The 23,505-nt window shown below is 72.1% G+C and carries 10 protein-coding genes; 7 read left to right on the forward strand and 3 right to left on the reverse strand.

The genetic code is table 11. From position 1 onward, the window contains the following. Positions 1 to 107: 107 nt before the first annotated feature. Positions 108 to 3,323: a tetratricopeptide repeat protein gene (locus ACIRL2_RS47370; protein ID WP_402241355.1), complete on the reverse strand. Its 3,216-nt coding sequence runs from the start codon at positions 3,321 to 3,323 to the stop codon at positions 108 to 110. Between the two features lie 189 nt (positions 3,324 to 3,512). Here ACIRL2_RS47370 and ACIRL2_RS47375 point away from each other — a divergent pair, with 189 nt between their 5' ends. Beyond that, positions 3,513 to 3,671 carry a hypothetical protein gene (locus ACIRL2_RS47375; RefSeq protein WP_402241357.1) on the forward strand — a complete coding sequence of 53 codons (159 nt, stop codon included), beginning with the start codon at positions 3,513 to 3,515 and terminating at the stop codon, positions 3,669 to 3,671. Between the two features lie 836 nt (positions 3,672 to 4,507). Here ACIRL2_RS47375 and ACIRL2_RS47380 read toward each other — a convergent pair. After that, positions 4,508 to 5,044, reverse strand: coding sequence for a GbsR/MarR family transcriptional regulator (locus tag ACIRL2_RS47380; protein WP_395861809.1), 537 nt, complete (start codon positions 5,042 to 5,044; stop codon positions 4,508 to 4,510). A gap of 68 nt (positions 5,045 to 5,112) precedes the next feature. Here ACIRL2_RS47380 and ACIRL2_RS47385 point away from each other — a divergent pair, with 68 nt between their 5' ends. Continuing rightward, the gene (locus ACIRL2_RS47385) at positions 5,113 to 6,114 is read left to right on the forward strand and encodes an ATP-binding cassette domain-containing protein (RefSeq protein WP_402241360.1); all 1,002 of its coding nucleotides are present in this window, start codon (positions 5,113 to 5,115) and stop codon (positions 6,112 to 6,114) included. Next, a complete protein-coding gene (locus tag ACIRL2_RS47390; protein ID WP_395861813.1) occupies positions 6,111 to 7,709 on the forward strand; it encodes an ABC transporter permease in 1,599 nt (532 codons plus the stop codon). The genes ACIRL2_RS47385 and ACIRL2_RS47390 overlap by 4 nt, the downstream gene beginning before the upstream one ends. Before the next feature lie 100 nt (positions 7,710 to 7,809). Here ACIRL2_RS47390 and ACIRL2_RS47395 read toward each other — a convergent pair whose 3' ends face one another. Beyond that, positions 7,810 to 10,578 (reverse strand): AAA family ATPase, encoded by a 2,769-nt coding sequence (locus ACIRL2_RS47395; RefSeq protein WP_402241363.1) that lies wholly within the window; start codon positions 10,576 to 10,578, stop codon positions 7,810 to 7,812. 703 nt (positions 10,579 to 11,281) lie between these two features. Here ACIRL2_RS47395 and ACIRL2_RS47400 point away from each other — a divergent pair. The 4 genes from ACIRL2_RS47400 to ACIRL2_RS47415 all read left to right on the forward strand — a co-directional run. After that, positions 11,282 to 11,671 (forward strand): nuclear transport factor 2 family protein, encoded by a 390-nt coding sequence (locus tag ACIRL2_RS47400; RefSeq protein WP_395861817.1) that lies wholly within the window; start codon positions 11,282 to 11,284, stop codon positions 11,669 to 11,671. A 92-nt stretch (positions 11,672 to 11,763) separates the two neighbouring features. Beyond that, positions 11,764 to 12,954, forward strand: a complete 1,191-nt coding sequence (locus tag ACIRL2_RS47405) for a cytochrome P450 (RefSeq protein ID WP_402241366.1) — start codon at positions 11,764 to 11,766, stop codon at positions 12,952 to 12,954. A gap of 8 nt (positions 12,955 to 12,962) precedes the next feature. Continuing rightward, entirely contained in the window at positions 12,963 to 13,157 is a 195-nt protein-coding gene (locus ACIRL2_RS47410; RefSeq protein ID WP_395861821.1) for a ferredoxin, read from the forward strand. 251 nt (positions 13,158 to 13,408) lie between these two features. After that, the coding region (locus tag ACIRL2_RS47415) for a type I polyketide synthase (RefSeq protein ID WP_402241369.1) at positions 13,409 to 23,505 on the forward strand (10,097 nt) is incomplete at its 3' end.

Here is a 23,505-nt window from a genome sequence, read left to right on the forward strand (position 1 = left end):
GAGCGTCGGGGCCGCCCTACACCTCCTGGTGCCTGTTGTCGGTTCGCTGTCCCCGACGATCGGGTCTCGACCGGAGTCCCCACGGCACCCCCTCCCGGTCCGCTGGTCTACCCGCCGACGGGTGGCACGTCGTCGTTGGCGTCGAGACCGCGACGAAGCAACACGAACAGGCGTTCTGCGCCGTCCCGGCCTCCCGCCGCCTCCCGCAGCCGGGCCAGGTTCGTCAGCGCGGTGGTGTTTCCGGCGTCGGCGGCTTCGTGGGCGATGCGTTCGGCGCCGCCTCGGTCGCCGGCCTGCTCTCGCAGTCGGGCCAGGTTCGTCAGCGCGGTGGTGTCTCCGGCGTCGGCGGCTTCGCGGTACAGGCGTTCTGCGCCATCCCGGTCCCCGGCCTCCTCCCGCAGCCGGGCCAGGTTCGTCAGCGCGGTGGTGTTTCCGGCGTCGGCGGCTTCGTGGGCGATGCGTTCGGCGCCGCCTCGGTCGCCGGCCTGCTCTCGCAGTCGGGCCAGGTTCATCAGCGCGCTGGTGACTCCGGCGTCGGCGGCTTCGCGGTACAGGCGTTCGGCGCCGTCCCGGTCCCCGGCCCTTTCCCGCAGCCGGGCCAGGCCCGCCAGCGCGGTGGTGTCTCCGGCGTCGGCGGCTTCGTGGCACAGGCGTTCGGCGCCGTCCCGGTCCCCGGCCTTCTTCCGCAGCCGGGCCAGGTTCGTCAGCGCGGTGGTGTCTCCGGCGTCGGCGGCTTCGCGGTACAGGCGTTCGGCGCCGTCCCGGTCCCCGGCCTTCTCCCGCAGCCCGGCCAGGTGCGCCAGCGTGATGGTGTCTTCGGCGTCTTCGGTGTCGGTGAGTTCGCGGTACAGGCGTTCGGCGCCATCCAGGTCCCCCGCTTCCTCCCGCAGCCTGGCCAGGTGCGTCAGCGCGTCGGTGTCCCCGGTGTCGGCGGCTTCGCGATAGAGGCGTTCGGCGCCGTCTCGGTCGCCGGCCTTCTCTCGCAGCTCGGCCACGTACGTCAGCGCGGTGGTGTCTCCGGCGTCGGCGGCTTCGTGGCACAGGCGTTCGGCGCCGTCCCGATCTCCCGCAGCCTCCCGCAGCTTGGCCAGGTACGCCAGCGCGTAGGGGTGTCCGGTGTCGGTGGCTGCGTGGCACAGGCGTTCGGCGCCGTCCCGGTCTCCCGCGGCCTCTCGCAGCCCGATCAGGTACGCCAGCGCGTCGGCGTCTCCGGCATCGGCGGCTTTGCGGTACAGGCGTTCGGCGTCGTCCAGGTCGCCCGCCTGCTCCCGCAGCACGGCCAGCCGCGTAAGCGCCTCGGTGACTTTGGCGTCGGCGTCTTTGAGGGCGATGCGTTCGACGTCGTCCAGGTCGTCGGCCTCCTCCCGCAGCGCGGCCAGCCGCGTCAGCGGGTAGGTGTTTCCGGTGTCGGCGGCTTCGTGGGCGATGCGTTCGGCGCCGTCCCGGTCCCCCGCCCGCTCTCGCAGCCGGGCCAGGTGCGTCAGCGCGTAGGTGTCTCCGGCGTCGGCGGCTTTGCGGTACAGGCGTTCGGCGTCCTCCAGGTCGCCCGCCTGCTCTCGCAGCTGGGCCAGGGTCGTCAGCGCGTAGGCGTTTCCGGCGTCGGCGACTTTGCGGTACAGGCGTTCGGCATTGTCCCGGTCCCCCGCTTTCGCCCGCAGTGCGGCCAGCCGCGTCAGCGCGGTGGTGTTTCCGGCGTCGGCGGCTTCGTGGGCGATGCGTTCGGCGCCGTCCAGGTCCCCGGCCTGCTCCCGCAGCTGGGTCAGGTGTTCCAGAGCGTGTGGGTCTCGGGCGTCGGCGGCTTTGCGGTACAGGCGTTCGGCGTGGCGCAGCCGGAGTCTTTCGCGTGCGGCGTCGGCGAGGTTGCGTATGTCGTCGGTGGTGTGGGCGTGGTCGTGGGCGGCGGTCCAGAACGAGGCGCTCGGGCACAGGCGGCTGCGGGTGTGGCGTGCGTGTTGTTCGAGGTAGTCGGCGAGGCGGTAGGTCGCGCCTTCGTCGGCGGTGTCGCGGGTGCGGCGTCGGGGGCGGATGCGGGTCAGCGGCGCCCTCGCGCCGTGGACGCCGGCGACGTTGGTCGCGTAGGCGAGGGCCTGTTCGAACCAGTCGTCGGTGAGGGCGTCGGATTGGTGGTCGGTGAGGTAGGCGTCGGCGGCGTCCTCGAGGAACGCCTGGCGCAGGGCGGGTCCGTGGCCGAGGCGGCGGGCGTCCATGGCGGCCTCGATCACGGCCCGCGCGCCGGCCGGGGCGAGCTTGTAGCGCTTGAGCAGCGCAAGGGCGCCCGCGAGGAACTGGGTGATGCGTCCGTCGTCCCCGCTGGTGAGGGCGTTCGCCAGTCGCGGGTCCTGGCTCGCTCTTGCGCGGAGGGCCGCCAGGTCCGCACCGGTGAACGTCTCGGGGACGTGGAGGTCGGTGCCCTCGAGCAGGGCTCGTGCCTGCTCGTGCGGGTCCGGCCGGTCGGTGGGGGGCCGGGTCGTGAGGGTGATCCAGTACGGGTCCGGCCACAGCGTCGCCAGGACCAGGACCGGCGCGCGAGAGCGGTCGCGCAGGAGTTCGCGTAGTTCGGCCGCGACGCGTTCGCCGATCCCGGCCGGTTCCAGGTAGAACTGGGCCTCGTTGAGCCACACGACCGTGCGCGGCCCTACGGCGGACAGTTCGGCCACGGCGGCCTCGGGACGGCCCGGAGCGATGGGATGCCACAACCGCCACCCGTCCGGCACACCTTGCAAGGCTTCCCAGCAGGCGCGGGTCTTGCCGGTGGAGGACCCGGCCACCAACGTCACCATCACGCTCTCCCCACCCGCCGCGCGCCGCACCGCCTCGCCCAGCACCCTGTCGTGGTCGCGCGCGACGTACGCCGGCAACACCGGCAACCGATCCCGCGCGTGCTCGGGTGCGTCGATCGCCCGGTGCACCTCCAACGCGAACGCGTCCGTGAAATCCCGAACCGGCCGACCCACGAAACCCCCGCCCCCGGACGCAGGTTCGACGGTGCGCGTCGTGTGGGGGCGTCCGGCGGGACGGCGCTCGCGCACCGCCTCGCCGCGCCGCCGCTCCCACGCCGCGACCGGTGTCGCAACGTAGGCGCGGTCGCGCCGGCGGGCCTCGTGCTCCAGCCAGGTCACCAGGAACGCGAACCGCACCGGATCGGCGGGCACGGCGCGTCCGTTGAACCAGTCCCCGAGCGAGGTGGTGTTCAACTCCACCTCGGGCTGTTGCAGGGCGCCCTGGTGGACGAGTTTCTCGTAGGTGGGCGACCCGGCCCGTTTCCACAACTCCCACAGCGACCGCGCCAGTTCCGTCGCCTTGCCTCCCGCATCGCCCGCCACGAACCCCGACCTTCTCGCGTTGTCCGGTCCGGATCCGGTCCGGACGACCACCGGATAACCCGCGCACCCGGCCTCAGCAGCCTAGAGACGGACGACCGGCCCGGGGACCGTCGCCGGATAAACGTCCGTGAGTGCTCGATGGGGCGACATGAACCCGCCCGGGGTTCACACCCACTCGGGGAGACCACCGTGAACGACGACCAACCCACCAACGCCCCCACCGTCGCGACCCGAAGCCGCCTGATGCGCGCCGCCCGCTCCCTCGCCGCAAGCGCCACCCGCGGCCTTGCCACTGGTGCCGGCAGCGCCACCGGCACCTGGATCATCTGGTGGATCACCCACCACTGATCCGGGGCCGAACCACCGTCGAACCGGTATCGACGCGGTGAGGGAGCCGGGGCGCGGGGAATCGACCCCGCGCCCCGGCTCGCGATCTCACCCCGAACCTCACACCTTCACCATCGCACCGAGCTGTCGTTGGCGGATGTGGCCGGTGGTCCCCCGCGATCCGGTCGCGTTCGTCGTCGGTTTGTGGGTTCCGGGGTGTGTGCCGGTGCCGGTTCCCGGCGAGCGGGCCGGTGACGGAACGCTGTGGTCGACGGCCGGCGGCGCGCAACCAGGCTCATCACGTCGGACCATCGGGCGATTCCCTCCGCCAGCGCCCGGTTGTGGGAGGAACTGCTCAGATGCTGTTCAACACCAGGACCGGATCGGTGCACGGACGCGGACTCGCCCGCACCGTCGGTCATCCCCACGCCGCGAAACGAGAACGCGAACGTCCCGTCCTCCAAGGCTGTACCGGCGCTTCGCACGGGCGAGTTCGGCACGAGCGCGTCCCCTCATATGGGCACGCGCCTGCGGAGGAGTCCCACACGCCGCGCCCCGGGCGGAATTCCTACCGCGCACCGAAGCAAACAACAAACCGATCGGCGGTCGATTCACCCCTCCAGGCGTATGGCGCCACCTGGCGATTTTCCATGGGCACCGACGTCGAGGCGTGGCCCACGCACCGAGTTCGAGGAGTCCGAGGAGACCGGCTCGACGAAGTTCAAGGAGACGACCCTCGCAGCCGGCGCGGGTCGGCTTCGACCTCAACGGACGAACACAAGGACCGGTCCCGGGCCTTGGTGCATATCGAGTCGCCCCGGCATCGGCGATCCGGTGCGCGTGCGGGGTCGGTCGGGTCACGGCCGCGCCGGCGGCCGGCCGCGCAGGGTCTTCCACTTCGCCAGGGCGCCCGCCATCTCCTGCTGAGCGAAGGCGAAGAAGTCGCGCATCTCCGCCATCCGGGCGCCCGCCTTCGTGTCGGGGCCGCCGAGGGGTTCGATACCCTTGTCGGTCGCGGCGATGAGCTGGGCGAAAAGGTGCTGCTTGGTCGCGGTGCCGGTGTACCAGGAGTCGTCGGGCAACAGGTACAGGTCGCTGCGTGAGCCCAGCACCGATTCGCGGGCGACCAGGCCGACCTGGGTGAGGTAGCGGACCGCGCCCGAGATCGCGGCGGGGCTCGCGGCCAGTCGGTCGGCCAGCTCGCCGGCGGTCAGCCCGCGCTCCTCGGCCGCCATCAGGGTGATCAGTACGCGCGCGCTCATCCTGGGGAAGCCCCAGTCGGCGAACAGCATCGCCATCTGTTCGACGAAGTGCCGTGCGGCCTCCTCGTCGCGGCCGTCCGCCACGCTCACCAACTCCTCCGCCGTCGTGGTGCGCCACTCTCGCACACCCATCCGGATGACCTGTGTGCATTACATTATGAAGCTTCACAAACACGTGAAGTAACTGTAGCATCCGGGGCGTGAACGCAATCGATGTGATCCACACCTCAGGACTGCGGAAGCACTTCGGACGGGCGGTCGCCCTCGACGGCCTGGACCTGCAGGTGGCACCGGGTGAGGTGCACGGATTGCTCGGGCCCAACGGCGCGGGCAAGTCCACCGTTATTCGCGTCCTGCTGGGCCTGCTGCGCCGGGACGGTGGCATCGCCACCCTGTTCGGCGGCGACCCGTGGCAGGACGCCACGGCGCTGCACCGCAGACTCGCCTACGTGCCCGGCGATGTCAGCCTGTGGCCCAACCTGAGCGGGGGCGAGACGATCGACCTGCTCGGCTCGATGCGCGGCGGTCTGGACAAGGGGCGGCGGGACGCGCTCGTGGAGCGGTTCGAGCTGGACCCGAGGAAGAAGGGCCGGGCCTATTCCAAGGGCAACCGCCAGAAGGTGGCGCTCGTCGCGGCGCTGGCCTCCGAGGCCGAACTGCTCATCCTGGACGAGCCGACCTCCGGCCTCGACCCGTTGATGGAGGCGGTCTTCGGCGCGTGTGTGTCCGAGGCCAAGAACCGCGGCGCGACCGTCCTGCTGTCCAGCCACATCCTCAGCGAGGTCGAGGAACTCTGCGACCGGGTCTCGATCATCCGCGAAGGCCGCCGGGTCGACACCGGCACGCTCGACGAGCTGCGCCACCTCTCGCGCACCACCATCACCGCGACCGTGTCCCGGCCGGTGAGCGGCCTCGACACCATCGCCGGCGTGCACGACCTCCGGCTCGAGGGGCTCTCGGTGCGCTGCCAGGTCGACCCGGACGCGCTGGAAAAGGTGCTGCGCGTGCTCACAGACGCGGGTCTGGGGTCGCTGGTCAGCCGGCCGCCCACGCTCGAAGAGCTGTTCATGCGCTACTACTCCGGGGAGCAGCGGTCCGGTCAGGCGCAGCCCGGCGAACGGCAGCCCGGGGCAAGGCAGTCCGAGGAACGGCAGTCCGTCGAAAAGCAGCGCGGCGAGCAGCAGTCCGAGGTCAAGCAGTGAGCGGCGGCAGCCTGGCCGGCCTGCGCGAGCTGTCCAAGCTCGCCTCCCGCCGCGATCGGATCATCCTGCCCCTGTGGGCGTACGCCCTGATCGGCAGCGTGGCCTCCACCGCGTACAGCATCAAGGGGCTGTTCCCCGACCAGGCGTCGCGGCAGACCTTCGTCGACGGGATCGGAGCCGCGTCCGGAGCGGCCGCGCTCTACGGGCGGATCACGAACACCTCGCTCGGCGCCATCACCACCTGGCGCTCGGCGGTGCTCGGCGCCGTACTGGCCGCGGTGATGTCCATCCTCCTCGTCGTCCGGCACACCCGGGCGGAGGAGCAGACGGGCCGTCAGGAACTGGTCGCCGCGGGCATCGTGGACCGGAAGGCGCCACTGGTCGCCGCGCTCCGGCTGGTGCTCTCGGTCAATCTCGGCGTGGGCGTGGTGATCGGCGCGATCCTGCCCGTCTTCGGCCTGCCGGTGGCCGGTGCCTTCGCCCTCGGCCTCTCGATGGCGGCGTGCGGCATCGTCTTCACCGGCGTCGCCGCCGTCTGCGCCCAGCTCTTCGAGGCCTCGCGCACCGCGAACACGGTCGCGCTCACTCTGCTCGGCGTCTGCTACCTGGTGCGCGCGGTGGCCGACATGAGTCACGGCGCCACCGGGCTGCTGTGGGCCTCACCGATCGGCTGGACCGAGCAGGTGCGGCCGTACGCGGGCGACCGCTGGCAGGTGCTGGCGGTCCCCGCGGCCGCGGCCGCCGGGCTGATCGCGCTGGCGCTACGGCTGCTGGATAGGCGGGACTTCGGCTCCGGTGTACTGCCCGCCCGACCCGGACCCGCCCAGGGGGGCGCCGACACCCGCGGCACCTTCGGTCTGGCCTGGCGGATGCACCGCGGCGCCCTGCTGGGCTGGGCGATCGGCGTCCTGACGGCGGCGCTGGTGTTCGGCTCCTTCGTCCGGGACGTGGACGTGCTCACCGGCAGTGACCGGGTGCAGCGGATCATGTCCGAACTCGGCGGTTCGCAGAACATGGCCGACGCGTATGTGTCCTCCGTCGTGGGCGTGTTCGCGATCATGGCGGCTGTCTTCGCGCTCAGCGTGATCGTGCGGGCCCGCGGCGAGGAAGCCGCCGGCCGGATCGAGCTCATCTTCGCCGGCACGCCGAGTCGCGCGCGCTGGCTGCTGAGCCATCTGGCGTTGGCGGTGGCCGGCGCCGTGGTGATCCTGGCCGCCGCCGGATTCGGCCTGGGCCTGTCCGCGGGGCTGGGCGCGCACGACGTGGGACGGATGTCGGGCAGAACCTTCGGCGCCGTGTTCGCGCAACTCCCGGCCGTCCTGCTGATCGTGGCGCTCGCGGTACTGGTGTTCGCCGCGTTCCCCCGCTGGACGGGCGTCGGGTGGGGCCTCCTGGGTCTCTTCGCCTTTTTGACCCTGGTCGGCCCGGAGTTGAAGGTCAGCCACTACGTGCTGGACATCTCGCCCTTCGCGCACGTGCCCAAACTCCCCGGCAACGCGGTCGCCGCGACGCCGCTGGTGGTGATGAGCGCGCTGGCGCTGGTCGGACTGGCCGCGGCCCTGGCCGCGTTCCGCCGCCGCGACCTGCTCGCGTGACCGGCATACCGAAGCCCGCCTGAGCCCTTCACCTTCGAAAAGAGCACGGCGCCAAGAGGCGCCCGGCCGGGAACCCCGGCCGGGTGCCCGCCGGTCCGTCCTACACGCCGATCGCCTGCGTGTGCGGCCCGGTGAACAGCGCGGAGGCCAACTGCGCCCGGTCGTTGACTCCGACCTTGCGGTACATCCGGGTCAGGTGCTGCTCCACCGTGCTGACCGTGATGTAGAGCAGTTTGGCTATCTCACTGTTCGTATGCCCCAGCGCGACCAGGTCGGCGACGCGCTGTTCCGCATCGGTGAGCAGCGCGGCCGGAGCCTTGGGTTCGGTGTCGGGCTGGTCGCGGTCCGTGGGAAGGAGCCTGCTCAACGGCTCCGCCTGGCACTTGTCCGCGATGATCCGCGCCTGGGAGCCGATCACCCGGGCCCGCCGCGTCTCGCCGACCGCGTTGTACATGTCGGTGAGGTCGGCCAGCGCGCGCGCCAACTCGTAGCGGTCCCCGCTCTCTTGCAGCGCGTCGACGGCCTGCCGCAGCAGCACCAGACGTCTGCGCGGCTCGTGCGTGGCCGCCAGCAGCCGCAGCGTCGCCCCGCGGGTGCGCGCCGAACCGCCACGCTCGCTGCGGCTCAACTGCTCCTCCAGGAGCGCGCGGGCGCGGTCCCGCTCACCCATCCGCAACCACGCGTCGCCCGCGTCGTTGCGCCACGCGATCAGACCCGGCACGTCCATGCCCCAGCGCGTCATCAGCTCACCGCAGCTCTGGAAGTCCGCCAGTGCCCCGTCCCAATCCCGGACCGCCATGCAGTACCGCCCGCGCGCGTGCAGGTAATGCAGCCCGGATCGGCTCTGCAGCATGGTCTCGGGTATCGGCAGGTAGAGCAGTTCCGCGGCCTCGTCCTCACGCCCCATCGAGGTGAGCGCGATCATCATGCTGGCCAGCGGAGAGCCGACGGCCGGTCCCCACTCACCGGTGGGCACGACGTCGAAGGAGGCGGTCGAGTGCAGGACGGCTCCGGGCAGATCGCCCAGGCGGATGCAGATCTCCGCCCGCAGCGCGTGCAGCCTGGCCTCGCTGCCCGGCTCGCCCCGCTCCTGCGCCGCGACGATCAACTCGTCGCAATACGGCCGCGCCAGCGCGGGCCGCTCCGCGTAGGTCAACGCGAGCAGCGCGCACTCGATCGTGTCCAGGTCGGTGCCGTGCAACCGGCTGCCGTGCAGGATCCTTTCGGCTTTGGGTACCGCGCGATGGGAAGCCTCCTGGGTCAGTACCGAGTCGAGCACGGTAGCCGCGTCGTAGCGGCGGCGGCTCTCGGTGGTGGAGGGCGTGCCGCAGAGTTCCTGCGGGTTCTCCTCGGTACTCGGCAGCAGCCCCAGCAGCGGGGTGTACGAACAGCGCATCCACAGCCGGGCGGCACGCAGTTCCATCACCGTCTCGGGGCCCGAGCACCGATCCGAGTCGGTCAAATGTTTCAACGCCTCGGTGGCGGCCTCGAAACGACCGTCCCACAGCAGCGCTCTGACCACGGCCAGCGTCTCCCCGCTGCCCAGACAGCCGGTATGCACCGCCTGCAGGAGGCCGGGGATCTGCTGCTCGGCGATGCCGGGCCCCATCCGTCGCTCCACGCGCAGCAAGGCCACCCGAATCCGGGCCAGTTCCTTCCGGTTTCCGCTCAGCGTGCAGGCCAGGCGCAGGTATTCGATCGCCTTGACACCCCGACCCTCGGACAGCGCCGACGAGGCGGCCGCGTCGAGCGCGGACACCGACCAGGACGTACGCAACCCCTGTCCCGCCAGGAGGTGTTCGGCGACCACGGCGGCGGACGCGCCTTCGGCGTAGCGCAGTTCGGCCGCGTCCCGGTGCAGTGCGGCGGTGGCCGCGGGGCCCAGGTCCGCCAACACCGCCGAGGCCGCCCCGGGATGCCGGAAGCGACCCTGCTCCAGCAGACCCGCGGTGTCGAGCGCCGCCAGGCACCGCGTCACCTCGCCCGCCTCCAGGCCCAACAGTCGGGCGATCGGCTCCGGCGTACCCAACACGGCCAGTGCCCGGGCGACCGGCTCGGCGGGTGACGGGCTCCGGTGCAGACACGAGAGCATCGCCCGCGTGTAGCCCGCGGTCGACGCGGCGTGCCCACCGAGGCGGCAGTCCTCGAGGACCCCGTCGAGCAGCAGCGGATTGCCGCCGCTCACCCGCAGCGCCCACACCGCGGCCCGCTCCGCGACGCCGGTGCCGAGCCGGGCCGCCGCCGTATCGCGCACCTGATCCAGGTCGAGCGGCGGCAGCCGGACCTCGCGAGCGTGCGGCAACCGAAGCAACTGCTCGACGAATTCCGCGCATCGGTCGTCGGGAGGGTCGCCGTGACTGAACACCGCGAGCAGCGGGGTGTTGTGCATGCGGCGTGCCAGATAGGCGAGACAGGCGATCGAGGCCGGGTCGGCGTGTTGGACGTCATCGACCACCAAGGCCAGCGGCCGGGGTCCGGCCAGGCCGAGCAGAACCCCGCACAGGGACTGGACGATCTGGGCGTCCACCGTGGACAGTCGCGCCGGCGATTCCCCCGGCGATGCCGTCAGGTACGCCCTGCCGATCGCCAGCAACTGGTTCACCTGCTCGCCGACCGGGGCCGACGGCGAGGCTTCCTGGAGTAGTTGGGCGATCACCCCCAATGGGATGCCGGCCTCGGACTCGGAGGCCACGGCTGGGAGCACCAGCCCACCGGCCGCACGCACCTGTTGGGTGAACGTGGCCAACAGTGTCGTCTTGCCCATGGCCACGGGGCCGCTGACGACGGCGATCCCGCTTTCGCCGACCAGCGATCCGGCCAGTAGACCGGCCATGATCGCGCTCGCTTCCGAACGCTCCCGCGCGCTCACGTTCCGGTCTCATCGCGGACGGCGCGGACCCACACGGGGCTGTCTCGGGTCCGGGTTCTGATGAGCGGGGTCAGTCTCGCGCACAGGGTGTATCGGCTCTCGATGGTCTCCATGTACCTTCCTTCACGCTAGTGATGGGGACACGAAAACGCCGACGGGTGCCACGCTGCCGCACCGAGGTTCCGGTGCCCGACTGCGCAGCCGGCCCTCGACTGCCTCGACAGAGGTCGCGTTGTGGTCGCTGGGGGTTACCGTGAGATCACAGTAGCAGGGCTATCGGGGCCGTTCGAGGTTCCTTGACGTAAGCCTGATGTGGGCCGAAACACGTCCGCAGATCGGGTATGTCGCCCATTCCACCGGCCGGTCGGCCGGTCCGGCGCCGCCGCCGGTCACCGGCGCGCGGCATCCGTCCCACCGCGCCCCCGCATTGCTCCCCTTGAGCTCCCGTGCAGGTCAACCCCCCATCGCGGTGTGCCCCGGGGTGGTTAGGGGTGGCAAACAGGGGTGGTGCCCGATCGGCAGGTGATCGAACACTGGGACGTGTGAGAGCGGCTTCTCGGTTCGGCGGTCGGCGGTGACGCAGGCGAGCCGCCGATCCCGCGCGACGCGGCCTCGCGGACCGCACCGTTTCACCGGCGAGGGGCCGACCGGTCCGGTCTCCGCGCCCGCAACTTCGCCGCTGCCCTGCCCGGAAGGAGTCGGCGTGCCCGACGAGGTGACCCGCAAGGCCCTGGCGCTCGAATACTGCCGCCGGATGAACGCCGGCGATGTCGAGGGCGTCCTGGAACTGTTCGCCCCCGACGTGGTGTTCGAGGACCCGGTCGGCTCCGGCGAGCAGGTGGGCCGGGAAGCGCTGCGCGCGCACATCACCCGGGCCGTCGTCGACGACCGCGCGCAGGAACGCCCCGGCACACCGGTGGCCGCCCACGACGGCGAGACCGTGGTGCTGCCGGCCACCGTCGAACTGCGTCCGCGCAGCTACCCGAAGCGGATCTCGATCTCGATCATCGGCATCGTCCGCTTCCGGGAGGACGGCCTGGTCAAGGACTTGCGCGCGTTGTGGGGCGACACGGACATGAAGGTGCTCGGCTGACCGAGCCGCCGGCCACCCCGGCCCCGCGACGCGCGAACCCGCGAAGCAATCGCCGGAGACCGCGACACCCCGCCGACAGGAAGGATCACGAGATGACCGAGGTTCCGGCCGCGGCCCAGCCGTTGCCCGTCACGCGCACCACGCCACTGGACCCGCCGCCGGAGCTGCTGGAGCGTCAGCGCGCGTGCCCCGTCGACCGGTTGCGCTATCCCGACGGCAGCGAGGGCTGGCTCATCACGGGGTACGACCAGGTCCGTGCGGCCCTGGCCGACCTGCGCTTCAGCTCGCAAAAGGACCTGCTGCGCTCGCCGATCCAGGCGCAGGAGCCCACCCCGGCCAAACCAGGGTTCTTCGTCTACACCGATCCGCCCGAGCACACCAGGTATCGCCGCCTGCTCACCGGCCTGTTCACGCTCCGCCGGATGAATCAACTGGCCGAGCGCGTAAGGGAGATCGCCGACGACGCGCTGGACGCCATGGCGGAGGCCGGCCCGCCGGTCGACCTGGTGCCCGCCTTCGCCCTGGCCGTCCCGTCGCTGGTGATCTGCGAACTCCTGGGCGTCCCCTACGAGGACCGCGACGTCTTCCAGCACAACTCCACCGTCATCCAGGACACCAACACCCCGATCGAGCAGGCCTACGCCGCACTCGAGGCGATGCAGAAGTACCTCAGCGGACTGGTCGAGCGGCGCCGCGGCCCCGAGCCCTCCGACGACATGCTCGGCGGTCTTGCCGCGCACGAGGAGCTGACCGTGGAGGAGGTCACCAACATCTGCTTCCTGCTGCTGGCCGCAGGGCACGAGACCACCGCCAACATGCTCTCGCTCGGCACCTACGCGCTGCTCACCAACCCCGATCAACTCGCCATGCTGCGCGCGGGCGAGACCACGATGGAGAGCGCCGTCGAGGAGCTGATGCGCTACCTGACGGTCAATCACTACGGTCCGATCCGCGGCGTCCTCGAGGACTTCGAGTTCGAGGGCTGTCCGATGCGGGCCGGCGAGACGGTCACCCTGTCGGCCTTCGCGGCGAATCGGGACCCCAAGCACTACGCCGACCCCGACCGCCTCGACTTCGCCCGCGGCGGCCGCGGTCAACTCTCCTTCGGACACGGCATCCACCAGTGCATCGGCCAGCAACTGGCCCGGATCGAGATGCGGATCGGCTTCGAGGCCCTCTTTCACCGCTTTCCCGGACTGCACCTGGCCGTACCGAAGGAAGAGGTCCGGATGCGGGACACCATGCTGATCTACGGCGTCGCCTCGATGCCGGTCGCCTGGTAGCCGGGCCGATGCGAATCGACGTGGATCGCGAGCAGTGCTGCGGCGCCGGGATGTGCGCGCTGGAGGCACCGGAGGTGTTCGATCAGGACGAGACCGACGGCCTGGTCGTCCTGATCCTGGCGGAGCCGCCCGGCGAACTGCACGAAGCCGTCCGCGAGGCGGCCAGGCTCTGCCCATCGGGGGCGGTCGAGCTCGCCGAGTAAAACCCCGGCCCCATCGGGCGGGTCGTGGGCAGGGCCGCCGCGAATCGCCGTATTCGACGGCGCGGCCCAAAACGGCAGTGCGTCAGGGAAGTGATCGGCAAGCGCCTCCGGGAGGACCCGGCGGGCCTGCGGCGGGCCACAACCGCGACCGGCTGAGAACTGAGGGGCTTGACATGGTACGTGGGGACCGTCCCGGCATCGAAACGTCCGCGAACGGGCATTCCGGTCCAAGCCGGCACGAGCCGATCGCCGTGGTCGGCATTTCGTGCCGGCTGCCCGGCGTGCACGGGCCGGCGGATTTCTGGCGGCTCCTGCGCGAGGGCGCCGACACCATCGGGCCTCCCGCCGCGGATCGACCGGGCATCGGCGGCGTGTCCGGTCGGGGGTCCTTCCTCGCCTCGGTCGACGGCTTCGACCCGTCCTTCTTCGGCATCTCCGGGCGCGAGGCCGCCGCCATGGACCCCCACCAGCGCCTGATGCTGGAACTGAGCTGGGAGGCCCTGGAGGACGCGGGCACGGTGCCCGCCACGCTGGCCGGCACCCGAACCGGCGTGTTCGTGGGTGCCTTCTCCGACGACTACTCGCTGCTGCTCCAGGCCGACGGCCCGGACGCGGTGACCGCGCACAGCACCACCGGCCTGCACCGCAGCATCATCGCCAACCGCGTCTCCTACTTCCTGGGTGCGGGCGGCCCCAGCCTGACCGTGGACACCGGCCAGTCCTCCTCCCTGGTCGCCGTGCACATGGCCTGCGAGAGCCTGCGCTCCGGCGAATCCGAGACGGCCCTGGCCGGCGGGGTCAACCTGATCCTGACCCCGCAATCCACCGACCGCATGGAGCGCTTCGGCGCGCTGTCCCCGGACGGACGCTGCTACACCTTCGACGCCAGGGCCAACGGCTACGTCCGCGGCGAAGGTGGCGCGGTGCTGGTGCTCAAGCCGCTGCGGCGCGCGCTCGCGGACGGCGACCGGATCCACTGCCTCCTGCGCGGCAGCGCCGTCAACAACGACGGCGGCGGCGCGACGCTGACCGCGCCCAGCGTGACCGCGCAACAGGACGTGCTGCGCCGGGCGTACGAGCAGGCGGACGTGGACCCGGCCCGGGTCGGCTACGTCGAGTTGCACGGAACCGGCACCAGGCTCGGGGACCCGGTCGAGGCCGCCGCGTTGGGCGCCGTCCTGGGAGCCGCCCGGAACGCCGATTTCCCCCTGCCGGTGGGCTCCGCGAAGACCAACGTCGGCCACCTGGAGGCCGCGGCCGGGGTGATCGGCCTGGTGAAGACGGCCCTGGCACTGTCCCACCGGGAAATCCCGGCCGGCCTGAACTACGCGGAGCCCCATCCCGACATCCCGTTGGCCGAACTGCGCCTGAAGGTGCCGACGGAGCCGACCGCGTGGCCGGCCGTAGCGGGATCGCGGATCGCCGGGGTGAGCTCGTTCGGCATGGGCGGGACTAACTGCCACGTCGTGCTGTCCGAGGCCGAGGTGGACACAACCACCGGCACCGGAGCCGGAGTCCCGGCTTCGGCCGCGGGGGCCCTGCCCCTGGTCGTCTCCGGCCACACCGATCAGGCGTTGCGCGCACAAGCCGGCCGACTCGCCCGCTTCGTCACGGACCGGCCGGACCTCGGCCTGCCCGACCTCTCCTACTCGCTCCTGTCGGCACGGTCCTCGCTCGCGCACCGCGGCGTAGTGATCGCGGGCGGCCGGGCCGAACTGGTCGAGGGCCTGAGCGCGCTCGCCGCCGGGGAACCGGCGCCGGGCGTGGTGACCGGGGTGGCGCGATCCGCCGGCCGCACGGTGCTGGTCTTCCCCGGTCAGGGTTCGCAGTGGCTGGGGATGGCCGCCGACCTGCTGGACTCCGCACCGGTCTTCGCCGAGCGGATCGCCGACTGCGAGGCGGCGCTCGCGCCGTACGTCGACTGGTCGTTGACCTCGATCCTGCGCTCGGAGTCCGACGACTGGCTGGAGCGGGTCGACGTCGTACAACCCGTGCTCTGGGCGGTGATGGTCTCACTCGCCGGGCTCTGGGCCTCGTTCGGCGTGCGGCCCGCCGCGGTGGTCGGCCACTCCCAGGGCGAGATCGCGGCCGCGTGCGTCGCCGGCGCGCTCTCGCTCGACGACGGCGCGAAGGTCGTCGCGCTGCGCAGCAAGGCGCTCCTCGACCTGTCCGGCCGAGGCGGCATGGCGTCGGTCGGCGTCTCGGCCGACCGGATCACCGAACTGATCGCACCGTTCAAGAAGCGGCTGTCGGTCGCCGCGGTCAACAGTCCGGCATCCGTCATCGTCTCGGGCGAGCCGGGCGCCCTGGACGAACTCCTCGCCATCTGCGCGGCACAGGGAATCTGGGCACGGCGCGTCCCGGTCGACTACGCCTCGCACTCCACCCAGGTTTCCAGGATCCGCAAATCCCTGCTGCGAGCCCTGGCCGGGATCGAGCCGCGCACCTCGCACACCCCCTTCCACTCGTCGGTGACCGGCGAACTCCTGGACACCGCACGCCTCGACGCCCAGTACTGGTACACCAACCTGCGCCAGACCGTCCGCTTCGAGGACGCGATCAGGACCCTGCTCGCCGGGGGACACGACGTCTTCATCGAGTCCAGCGCCCACCCGGTCCTGACCACGGGCATCCTGGAGACGATCGAGGACACCGGGTCGGACGCCGTCGCGTTCGGAACCCTGCGCCGCAACCACGGTGGTTCCGAGCGCTTCCGCACCGCCCTGGCCGAAGCGCACGTGCGCGGCGTCACGGTCGACTGGCGCCCGGTCCTCGGGGCCGGGGCGCGCCGGGTCGACCTGCCCACCTACGCGTTCCAGCGCGAACGCCACTGGCTGGGCGGCACGACCGAGACGCCCGCCGACACCGGGCCGACACGGTCCGCGTGGGCCGACCGCCTTGCGGGGCTGCCCAGGGAGGGCCGGGAACAGGCCGTCCGCGACCTGACGTTCGCGCACGCCGCGACCGTGCTGGGGCGTCCCGCGCTCGGGCCGGCCGACGTCGAGCAGACGTTCAAGGACCTGGGCCTGGACTCGCCGAGCGCCGTCGAATTCCGCAACCGGGTCAACACCGACGCCGGGCTTCGGCTGCCGACCACGCTGGCCTACGACCACCCCACGCCGGCCGCCGTCGCGCGCCACCTCGTCGCGCTGGTCGTCGACGCCGCGCGGGATCGTCCGGGCGTCGACCCGGCCGCCGCCCACAGTCCCGGGCTCGACAGCGGGCCGGAGCACCCGGCCGGACGGCCGACCGACGACGACCCGATCGCCATCGTCGGCATGGCCTGCCGACTGCCCGGTGGGATCGGCTCACCGGAGGACCTGTGGCGACTCGTGGCCGCGGGCGGGGACGCCATCACGCCGTTCCCCGAGGACCGGGGCTGGGACCTGGCGGGACTGTACGACCCGGAGGTCGACTCCGGCTCGGACTCCTGGAAGGTGGGCACCAGTTACGCCCGGCACGGCGGCTTCCTGGCCGGCGTCGCCGACTTCGACGCGGGCTTTTTCGGGATCTCGCCGCGTGAGGCGCTGGCGATGGATCCGCAGCAGCGGCTGCTCCTGGAAACGTCTTGGGAGGTCTTCGAGCGGGCCGGCATTGACCCGGCCGCGCTGCGCGGCAGTCGGACCGGTGTGTTCGTCGGCGCGATGAACCAGGACTACGGCGCGCGGCTGGACGAGGCCGCCAACGGCTCCGAGGGCTATCTACTCACCGGGAACACCGGCAGCGTCGTCTCCGGACGCCTGGCCTATACGTTCGGCTTCGAGGGGCCCGCCGTCACCGTGGACACCGCGTGCTCGTCGTCCCTGGTGAGTCTGCATCTCGCCGTGCAGGCACTGCGTGCCGGCGAGTGTTCGATGGCCCTGGCCGGCGGCGTGACGGTGATGTCCACACCCGGCATGTTCGTCGAGTTCAGTCGCCAGCGTGGTCTGTCGCCGGACGGTCGGTGCAAGGCGTTCTCGGCCGCCGCGGACGGTACGGGCTGGTCCGAGGGTGTGGGTGTGCTGCTGGTGGAGCGGCTGTCCGACGCGCGGCGCAACGGCCACCGGGTGCTGGCGACGGTACGCGGCACGGCGGTCAACCAGGACGGCGCGAGCAACGGCCTGACCGCGCCCAACGGCCCCTCCCAGCAGCGGGTGATCCGGCAGGCGCTGGCGAGTGCGGGACTGTCGGCCGCCGACGTCGACGCGGTCGAGGGCCACGGAACGGGTACGACGTTGGGCGACCCGATCGAGGCGCAGGCACTGCTCGCCACCTACGGGCAGGGCCGGCGCGACGAACAGCCACTGTATCTCGGGTCGTTGAAGTCGAACATCGGTCACGCGCAGGCCGCCGCGGGCGTCGCCGGGGTGATCAAGATGGTCATGGCGATGCGCGAGGGCGTACTGCCGCAGACGCTGCACGTCGACGAGCCGTCCCCGCACATCGACTGGTCCGCGGGCGCGGTGGAGGTGCTGACGCGGGCGCGGGAGTGGCCTACAACCGACCGTCCGCGCCGGTCCGCGATCTCCTCGTTCGGGATCAGCGGTACGAACGCGCACGTGATCATCGAGCAGGCGGACGGCGAGCCCGCGCGGCCGGTCGCGGGGGCAGAGCCGGTACCCGCCACCGAGGCGGCACCCGTCACGGAGTCGGCGACGAAGTCCCTTACGGAGCCGACTCGGGGCGGGCCGAGCGCGCTGCTCCCGTTCGTCGTCTCCGGGCGGGGCGAGCCCGGCCTGCGGGCGCAGGCGGCCCGACTGGCGCGGTTCGTCCGGGACGAGCCCGAAGTCCCGTTGTCCGACCTGGCGGCTTCGCTGATCGCGTCGCGGTCGGTGTTGGAGCGCCGGGGCGTCGTGCTGGCCGCCGACCGGGCGGAGCTGGCGTCCGGATTGGCGGAGTTGGCCGAGGGGGAGTCCGTACCGGATAGCGCGCGGTCCTCGGGTCGGACGGTCTTCGTGTTCCCGGGGCAGGGATCGCAGTGGGTGGGGATGGCTGCCGCGCTGCTGGATTCGTCGCCGGTGTTCGCGGAGCGGATCGCGGAGTGTGCGGCGGCCCTTGCGCCGTTCGTGGACTGGTCGTTGGAGTCGGTGCTGCGGTCGGAGTCGGAGGATTGGCCGGCCCGGGTCGACGTCGTGCAGCCCGTGTTGTGGGCGGTGATGGTGTCGCTCGCCGAGCTGTGGCGTTCCTTCGGGGTCGAGCCCGCCGCCGTGGTGGGGCATTCGCAGGGGGAGATCGCGGCGGCGTGCGTGGCGGGGGCGCTGTCGCTGCCGGACGGCGCGAAGATCGTGGCGTTGCGGAGCCGGGCCATTCTCGCATTGGCGGGTTCGGGGGGTATGGCGTCGGTGTCGCTGCCCCCGGCCGGCGTGGCGCAGTTGCTGGCGCCGTTCGACGGTCGGGTGTCGGTGGCGGCGGTGAACGGTCCGGCGTCGGTGACGGTGGCCGGTGAGTCGGCCGCGTTGGACGAACTGCTCGCGGAGTGTGACGCGCAAGGCGTGTGGGCGCGTCGGGTGCCGGTGGACTACGCCTCGCATTCGGTACAGGTGGAGTCGATCCGAGATCGCCTGCTGGCCGAGTTGGCCGGTATCGAGCCGAAGGCGCCGACGGTGCCGTTCTATTCGGCGGTGACGGCCGAACCGCTGGGGACGACGCGGCTCGACGCGGACTACTGGTACACCAACCTGCGTCGGACGGTTCGTTTCGAGGAGACGATTCGCCTGCTGCTGACCCAGGGTTTCGACGCCTTCGTCGAGGTGAGCGCGCACCCGGTGCTGACCACGCCGATCGAAGGTACGGTCGAGTCCGCCGAGGCCGCAGCGGTGGTTCTGGGAACGTTGCGGCGGGGGGAGGGCGGCCTGGCCCGGTTCACCGCCGCGCTGGCGGAGGCGTATGTCGGCGGGCTCGCCGTGGACTGGTCCCCACTGTTGGCCGAGCGGGTTCGTGACAACGGCACGGTGGCCGTCGACCTGCCGACATATGCCTTCCAGCGCCGGCGGTACTGGCTGGAACGCACGGCGTCCACCGGTGACGCGCGCGGTCTGGGCCTGGCCGAGGCGGACCATCCGCTGCTGGGCGCGGCGGTGCAACTCGGCGGTGGGCAAGGGGTGGTGCTGACGGGCCGACTGTCGCTGTCCTCGCACGCCTGGCTCAGGGATCACGCGGTCGCCGGGACGGTGCTGTTGCCGGGCGCGGCCTTCGTGGAACTGGCCATCCGCGCCGGGGACGAGGTGGGCTGCGGCCGGATCGCCGAACTCGCCCTGGAAGCACCGCTGGTGATCCCCGAGCACGGCGCGTCGCAGATCCAGGTCGTGGTCGGCGCGGCCGAGGCCGACCGGTCCCGGACCGTGAGCGTCTTCTCGCGGAGCGCGGACGAGTCCGCGCGACTCGGCTGGACCCGGCACGCCGCCGGGATCCTGGCCGAGCGCGGATCGGCGCCGGACGTGGCCTTCGCTGCGGGCGCCTGGCCGCCGATCGGTGCCGAGCCGATGGATCTCGACCACTTCTACGCCGACCTGGTGCCGAGCGGCTACGCGTACGGACCCGCGTTCCAGGGCCTGCGCGCCGCCTGGCGGGTAGGCGAGGACATCTACGCCGAGGTCGCGCTGCCCGAGGACACGGCGGCGAGCGCGGCCCGCTTCGGGCTGCACCCGGCGCTGCTCGACGCCGCGCTGCACGCCGCTCTCGCGCACGGCGGCGACGGCGCGGCGGAGCACGTGCGACTGCCGTTCGTCTTCAAGGGGCTGACCCTCTTCGCGGGCGCCGCGTCCCACCTGCGGGTAAGGCTGTCGTCCGTCGGGTCGGACACCGTCCGCGTGACGCTGGCCGACCCGACGGGGGAACCGGTGGCCTCGATCGAGGCGCTGACCCTGCGTCCGATCGCCGCCGAGGTGCTCACGGCGACCCGACCCGTCGCGGCGGACGACCTGTGCCGCGTCGAGTGGACTCCGGCCGGACCGGTCGGCGCTGCCTTCACCGCCGGCATCGGCGGTATTCGGGTGCTGGACGCCGACGCGCCCGACCTGGAGGAGGTGGCTGGGGGCGGCGTACCCGACGTGGTCGTGCTGCCCTGCCTCGCCGACCCGGGACCGCAGGAGGAGCATGCCGCCGCGGTCCACCGGGTGGCCGGCGGGGTGCTGTCGGTGGTGCGGGACTGGTTGGGCGACGAGCGGTTCGCCGGGTCGCGGTTGGTGGTGGTGACGCGGGGCGCGGTGGGTGTCGCGTCCGGCTCGGCGGCGTCGTCGGCGTCGATGTTGCCGGCGTTGTCCGGCCTCGCGTCGTCGGCGGTGTGGGGGCTGGTGCGGTCGGCGGCCACGGAGCATCCCGACCGCTTCGTGCTGGTGGACGTCGACGAACGCGACGACTGGCAAGCCGCGTTGCCGGGCGCCCTGGCGTGCGGCGAGCGGGAGACGGCGATACGCGGCGGCGCGGTGTTGGTGCCGCGACTCGTCCGGCACGCCGTCGACTCCGCCGTTGCGGATGCCTCCGTCGACGCTGCTTTCCTTGCCCCCGCCGAGCTGTCCTTCGGCGCCGGCACAGTCCTGATCACCGGCGGCACCGGCCTGTTGGGCGGCTTGATCTCCCGTCGTCTCGTCTCGCACCACGGCGTGCGCAGCCTGGTGTTGCTCAGCCGTCGGGGCGAACAGGCGCCTGGCGTCGCCGAATTGGTGGCGGAGCTGTCGGCACTGGGCGCGTCGGTGGTGGTCGAGGCGTGTGACGCGGCCGATCGGGAAGCGTTGAGCGGCGTATTGACCCGCCTCCGTACTCCGTTGACCGGTGTGGTGCACGCCGCCGGCTTCCTGGACGACGGCTTGGTCGAGGCGTTGACCGAGGACCGGTTGCACAGTGTGCTGCGCGCCAAGGTCGACGGCGCGGTGAACCTGCACGAACTGACCCGCGATCTCGACCTCTCCGCCTTCGTCCTCTTCTCCTCCGTCTCCGGAATCCTGGGCGGCCCGGGACAGGCGAACTACGCTGCGGCGAACACCTACCTCGACGCCCTCGCGCACGCCCGCCACGCGAACGGGCTCCCCGCCACCTCGATGGCCTGGGGTCTGTGGGCCGAGGCCGGCGGGATGACGGGCGCGATGAGCGGCGCCGACCGGCAGCGGATGAGCCGACTCGGCGTTGGGCCGCTCGCCACCGAGCAGGGCCTGCGCTTGTTCGACGCCGCGCTCGGCTCGGCCGAAGCGCTGCTGGTCCCCGTCGCGCTGGACCTACCCGCGCTCCGCGCCCGCGCCGGGAACGGCGCGCCGGCGGGGATGCTGCGCGGTGTCGTCCCCATGCCCGTTCGCCCCACCGCCGGCAGCGCGACCGCCGCCCCGTCGCGGTCCGCCCTCGCCCAACGGCTCGGCGCACTGCCGGACACCGAACAAGAACGCGCCCTGCTGGACGTGGTCCGCGAACAAGTGGCGGCCGTACTCGGCCTGCCCACGGGCGCCGACGTCGACGTCTCCGCCACCTTCAAGGCCCTCGGCTTCGACTCGCTCACCGGCCTCGACCTGCGCAACCGGCTGAACACGGTGACCGGCCTGCGCCTGCCGGCCACCCTCGTCTTCGACCACCCGACCCCGACCGCACTGCTCCGCCAGGTCCGGCGGGAACTCTTCGGTGCCCAGGACGCGACCCCCACCGCGGCCGGTCCGGTGGCGGACGACGAACCGATCGCGATCGTCGGCATGGCCTGTCGCTATCCCGGCGGTGTGGAGTCGCCCGAGGACCTGTGGCGCCTGGTCGCCGAGGGCCGGGACGCCGTCTCGCCGTTCCCGTCGAACCGCGGCTGGGACCTGGAGGGCCTGTACGACCCCGACCCCGCGGTCCCCGGAACCAGCTATGCCCGCGAGGGCGGATTCCTGCACGACGCCGCGCAGTTCGACGCCGGGTTCTTCGAGATCTCGCCGCGTGAGGCGCTGGCGATGGACCCGCAACAGCGCCTCCTGCTGGAGACCTCGTGGCAGGTGCTGGAGCGGGCCGGGATCGACCCCGCCACACTGCGCGGCAGCCGAACCGGTGTGTTCGTCGGGGTGATGTACCACGACTACGCGTCGGGCATGCAGAAGGTGCCCGAGGGCGTCGACGGTTACCTGCTGATGGGCAACACCGGCAGCGCCGCGTCGGGCCGGCTCGCGTACGCCTTCGGGTTCGAGGGCCCCGCGATCACCGTCGACACCGCGTGCTCGTCGTCGCTGGTGGGCCTGCACCTGGCGGTGCAGGCGCTGCGCGGCGGCGAGTGTTCGATGGCGCTGGCCGGCGGGGTGACGGTGATGTCGACCCCGGAGGTCTTCGTCGAGTTCAGTCGCCAGCGCGGTTTGTCGCCGGACGGGCGGTGCAAGGCGTTCTCGGCCGCCGCGGACGGGACCGGCTGGTCCGAGGGCGTCGGTGTGCTGCTCGTGGAGCGGCTCTCCGACGCACAGCGCAACGGCCATCACATCCTCGCCGTCGTCCGGGGGACCGCGGTGAACCAGGACGGCGCGAGCAACGGCCTGACCGCGCCCAACGGCCCCGCCCAACAGCGGGTCATCCGGCAGGCGTTGACGAGTGCGGGACTGTCGGCCGCCGACATCGACGCGGTGGAGGCACACGGAACGGGCACCACACTCGGCGACCCGATCGAGGCGCAGGCCCTGATCGCGACCTACGGTCAAGACCGCGACCCGCGGACGCCGTTCTACCTGGGATCGCTGAAGTCGAACATCGGCCATGCCCAGGCCGCCGCGGGTGTGGGCGGCGTGATCAAGATGGTGATGGCGATGCGCGAGGGCGTGTTGCCGCAGACGCTGCACGTCGATGAGCCTTCGCCGCACGTGGACTGGTCGGCGGGCGCGGTCGAACTGCTCACCGAAGCCCGCGCGTGGCCCGAGACGGGTCGCCTCCGCCGGGCCGCTGTCTCGTCCTTCGGCGCCAGCGGTACCAATGCGCACGTCGTCCTGGAGCAGGGGCCCGAGCCGGTACTCGCGCAGGCCGGCGAGGAGGCGACGGACGACGGGCGCGTCCTGCCCTGGCTGCTCTCGGCGAAGTCCGGTGACGCGCTCCGGGCCCAGGCGTCCGTCCTCTCCGGATACCTGCACGACCACCCCGAACTCGACCTCACCGCCGTCGCCTCGGCGCTCGCTACCTCGCGTGCGGCTCTCGAAGAGCGCGCCGCTGTGGTCGGTTCCTCGCGGGCCGCGCTGTTGGCCGGGCTCGACGCGCTCGCCGTGGGCGAAGCCGCGGTGGGCGTCGTACGCGGCTCGGTCCTCGGCGCCGGCGATCTCGCCTTCCTGTTCAGCGGGCAGGGATGCCAGCGGGTCGGGATGGGGCGTGAGCTGCACGATCGCTTCCCGGTGTTCGCGGAGGCGTTCGATGCCGCTGTTGTCGAGTTGGATCGTCGGTTGGT

Origin of the sequence: Embleya sp. NPDC127516 (genome assembly GCF_044765325.1) — a bacterium.
In the GTDB taxonomy this organism is placed as follows: Bacteria; Actinomycetota; Actinomycetes; order Streptomycetales; family Streptomycetaceae; genus Embleya.